Below are 3,898 nucleotides of genomic sequence, written 5' to 3' on the forward strand. Positions count from 1 at the left end.
TAGTTGGCGTTTACGCCCAACTTTTGGGCGATCCTTTCACGCCAATCGATGTTGTAGAAAATGTAGTCCTGTTTGGAGCTAAATGTCACGCATTTTCCCTGCGAGTGTCCTGAAAGTTTTTGGGAGTGTAGGCAAGGACGGCAGATCCCACCACGTCCGCGCCCCCGGCACGCAGTGCCCGGGCGCATTCCAGCAGGGTTGCACCAGTGGTGAGGACGTCATCGACGAGGATGATTTTCTTTCCCTGTGCAGCTGGCAAAGACCGGTAGACGCCCTTCATATTGCTGAATCGTTGCATTCGACCCAGCTGCGATTGGTCTGCTCGTGTGCGATTGATGCTGAGTAGTTTTTCCAGCTTCACTCCTGCCGCTGTGGCAAGCAGGGCAATTGGTGAATACCCGCGCTGACGAAAACTGGCCCTGCTGGACGGCGGCACTACCCAACTGATGCGCTGAGGCAGCTCCTGCGACCGAACCGAGTCATAGCTGGCCTTCATTGCCTCCCTCAGAGGTGCTGCCAGATGTTTTCTCACGGAAGTTCGTCCCTGCTCCTTGAATCGATGTAGAACGCCACTGAGGGGCTCTCCGAGCTCCATAGCGAACCACAGTGGAAGTCGCTGCAGGCTTTCCGCGTCAAAGAGTTCCCGGTATTGGAGGTCTGCCACGAGACGAGCCCGGCATTCCTGGCAGAGATTCCGATCTGGGCGATCACACCCCGCACAACTAATTGGAAGTGCAAGCGCTAGGGCATCCGCACAGTGCTCTTTGAATTCCTGAAAACTCCACATGCTCGGAGTGTGCCGGATTCACTAGAAACCCTGAGGCTCTTTCCACTTATCCGTGGATAAGTTGTTGCCGGGGCTGTTATTGCTGAACAGCGAGCGTTGCCACACCCGTGACCGTGCTTTGCCACTGGGCACTGCTGCGCTGGGTGAGCACCTGACCATCAGAAGTGAGGATTCGAATACCAGCTACGGTATTTGCTCCGGCGACCGAGAGAGGCGTCCCTGCAGTCACAACGGGGAGATCGAGACCCTGTCCGCCAATGACCTGCGTTCGGACACTAGAGCCACCATTAGCTACGGCTGACACACTCACCACCGTGGTGGAGTCCACCCATGCTGCGGTGATGGGGACTCCGGCTGCCAAGGAGAGCGTCACAGGAACACCCAGTTGAGAAGGCACTGATTTCTCTCCGCGGACCAAAGCGCTCACCACCAGCTGATAGGTGTCGCCAAACTGCAGCAGCGCCAGCACGCGGGAACCGTCTCGAGAGAGGGACAAGGAGAGGATGTTGTCCGCTCCAGTCCAGGGAACATCGAGTTGCTGCTGTTTGCCGTCAGTGGAGATAACGAAGAGTTTGCCGGGCTGATCAGCAGGAACAGACCAGAGATAGCCAAAGTTATCTAACGCTGGAGCGATCAAATCTGAACGTGTATCGACCAACTGCGCGTTGCCATTGCGAACAAAAGAGGCTCCCTCTGTCGTGAGGATGGACGCCAAGGTGTTTCCGGCAGAGGTTGTAATGGCGGAAGGCTGTTGCCCCATCAACACCGGTGAGAGCTGAGTCACTGTTTCAACTTTGGACCCAGTCCAGTAACCGAAGGTTTTATCCGTCAACACCAGTGGCCTGGAATCAACGGGCTTAGGCAACACGGAGTCAATTGAACTTGAGATGGCGTTGTTGAGAACAGCACCATCCACCAACATGTTCACCGCAGTGATGTTGTCTACAGACTGCAAACTGGCAGAAAGTTGCTGCTTCATCTGACGAATAATCGTGGGATCCGCAGAAAGTGCAGCTGAGTTGAGGTCAACCGTTGCCGTTCCCTTGGAAACAGGGACAGTGTCTGCCACAAGTGCAGTTCCGGAAGGGAAGCTGGTGTGAGCGGCGCCGTTGGCTGACAGCCATCCAGATGGCCCAGCCAACAACGCCTTGGTAATGCGTGTGCTGGCTGATGCGCCGTTGGGGAAGAATCTGACGTCCGGAACCAGCATGGAGTTGGTGGAGTCAAAGAAATACAACGGGTGTGCTTGGTACACCTGGTCGAAGGTGAAGCGATCCATCACGACACCATTAGGTGCGGCACTGATGCGCCATTGTCCTTCTACTTCTTGGAAGGAGTAGTCGCTCGTGATGGATTGGGGCGGAGAAACATCTGCATAATTTCCCTGGGAGTCAACAAGCGCATTGAGTGAATAGGTCAACTGACCTTGGCCTTCTGCTGTTTGGGTCACCGTCCGGAGACCCGCATCCACGCTCACACCTGTGGTGGCATCCCACTTCGCAGCGAACTCAGGGGTAAGGAACTGCCGGGCAATGGCATAGTCACTGACCGGGGAAGAAGATGCTTCAACAAAGCCACGGAGAATCTGTTCAATGGTGGCGCCCTCAACAGGGCCAGAAGGCAAGAACTCAATGGCATCGTCTTCAACAGGAACGACCGCAGAGCCCTGATTCACACCACTGGTCCGAGGAATACCTGAGCACGCAGTCAGCACAAACACAGCCAAGATGGCCAGTGCCATAGCTGTTCCCCGCGATAGCTTCTGTGACATTACGACTCCCTGCCTGATTCATCAGTGGGGTCGAGAGGCAATGGTGAAGAAGCAATGGGAACATCAAGTTCCCGGGGCAAGGTGAGGCGGAACAGGGCACCTTCACCCGGAGCTGCCCACACATCGAGCTGTCCGTTGTGAACGCGGGCGTCTTCTAACGAGATGGCTAAGCCCAAGCCGGTGCCGCCCAAAGTTCGTTGGCGGGATGGATCTGCACGCCAGAAGCGACTGAAGACTTGCTCTAGTTGTTCAGGATCCATACCGACACCGTGGTCACGAACGCTAATGGCCACAGCAGTGGCGTTGGAGTCCACGGCGACATCAATGGCTTTCTGCTCACCATGTTCAATGGCGTTACCAATGAGGTTCATCAAGATGCGGCGAACGCGACGTGGATCAATATCTGCGTCGAAGTGACCACCTGGGGCGGTGAGGGACAGATCACAACCATGCTGCTCCGCCAAGGTGGTCATGGTGCCCACCACATCTTGAACTAGTCCGGCAACATTTGTAGGCTCAGGCTCGAGGTTCACACTTCCCGCGTCATAGCGACTGATCTCGAGCAAGTCACCCAAGAGCTTCTCAAAGCGGAGAACCTGAGCATTCAAGAGTTCAGTGCTGCGCCTGGTTTTGGAGTCAAAGCTCTCTCGTTCTTGGAAGAGAACATCACCTGCGAGCTTGATGGTGGTGAGCGGTGTGCGGAGCTCGTGTGAGACGTCGGAGACAAAGCGTTGTTGCATGACAGAAAGGTCTGCGAGCTCCGTCAACTGGCGCTGCATACTGCCTGCCATGTCGTTGAATGAACGAGCAAGCGTGGCTACTACGTCTTCGCCCTTTTCAGGGATCCGCACGGCCAGGTCACCAGCTGCAAGCTTCTGCGAAGTTTCAGCCGCATTCTTCAGCGGCGAAACCACCATGCGGGATACGAACCATGCCACTCCCCCGACCAGGATCAACAGGCCAAGACCTGAGAACCACAGAACCTGCTGAATAAAGAGCAATGTTTGTTCAGACTGTTGGAAGTCATAGCCAATGAAGAGTTCGTAGGTGCCAGCTCCTGGGATATCCAACTGGGAGCCGACAACAACACCTGGAACAAGGACGCCATTGATGGGCAGCTCAACTGATTGCCAGAACTGCTGGTCAGCAGTGGTGACAACCTGGTCCTTGAGTTCCGGAGTGATCACTCCTCCGGTGAGTTCAGGACTGGAGAAGTTCTGCGGAGCAAGCGCATTGGGTTCCTGATCGGGCACACGATAGACAGCAACCAAGCCACTCGAGGATGCATCACGGATAGCTGTGCGGGCCGCATTCATCACCGACTGCATCGATGCTTGGTC

General features: G+C 55.6%; 3 protein-coding genes. All 3 read right to left on the reverse strand.

The window, feature by feature from the left end; translation table 11 throughout:
• Positions 1–85: 85 nt before the first annotated feature.
• Complete coding sequence (locus tag Q0362_RS09010) at positions 86–664, reverse strand: ComF family protein (RefSeq protein WP_298122706.1); 579 nt, start codon at positions 662–664, stop codon at positions 86–88.
• A gap of 199 nt (positions 665–863) precedes the next feature.
• The gene (locus Q0362_RS09015) at positions 864–2,558 is read right to left on the reverse strand and encodes a GerMN domain-containing protein (RefSeq protein ID WP_298122708.1); all 1,695 of its coding nucleotides are present in this window, start codon (positions 2,556–2,558) and stop codon (positions 864–866) included.
• Positions 2,558–3,898 (reverse strand): MtrAB system histidine kinase MtrB (gene mtrB, locus Q0362_RS09020; RefSeq protein ID WP_298122709.1); only part of this gene is annotated, 1,341 nt, incomplete at its 5' end. The genes Q0362_RS09015 and mtrB, both read right to left, overlap by 1 nt.

The organism is uncultured Aurantimicrobium sp. (assembly GCF_936931525.1).
In the GTDB taxonomy this organism is placed as follows: Bacteria; Actinomycetota; Actinomycetes; order Actinomycetales; family Microbacteriaceae; genus Aurantimicrobium.